This is a genomic window from Enterococcus dongliensis, assembly GCF_031927985.1.
In the GTDB taxonomy this organism is placed as follows: Bacteria; Bacillota; Bacilli; order Lactobacillales; family Enterococcaceae; genus Enterococcus_A; species Enterococcus_A dongliensis.
In genome coordinates, this window is the sequence record NZ_JARPZC010000061.1 from 1 (window position 1) to 321 (window position 321).

A 321-nucleotide genomic window follows, 5' to 3' on the forward strand; every position below is an offset into this window, starting at 1 on the left:
CACCACGCCATTATCCCAACAAAACAAGTACCTACCGAATCTGCATTAGCGAAAATGGACGATTTACAACGAAAAATATATGCTTTAGTCGTTAAAACGACCGTTGCCATGTTTCTACCTGATTATTTGTATGAAGAAACTAAGATACAAACCAAAGTAGCCGACTTACTTTTTCAATCAATAGGCAAGACACCAAAGCAAGAAGGTTGGAAAATTCTTTTCAAACAACAAACCAAAGAAGAAGAAGAGGACGTTCAAACGTTACCACTCGTTATCATTGGCGAACGTGCCGAAGTTGGTGTTAAGAGTGTTGAAAAAGAA

1 protein-coding gene is annotated in these 321 nt (G+C 38.0%); it reads left to right on the top strand.

Annotation, left to right across the window (positions count from 1 at the left end):
- A partial coding sequence (locus tag P7D84_RS13775; RefSeq protein ID WP_311806792.1) for a DNA topoisomerase occupies window positions 1-321 on the top strand: 321 nt, incomplete at both ends.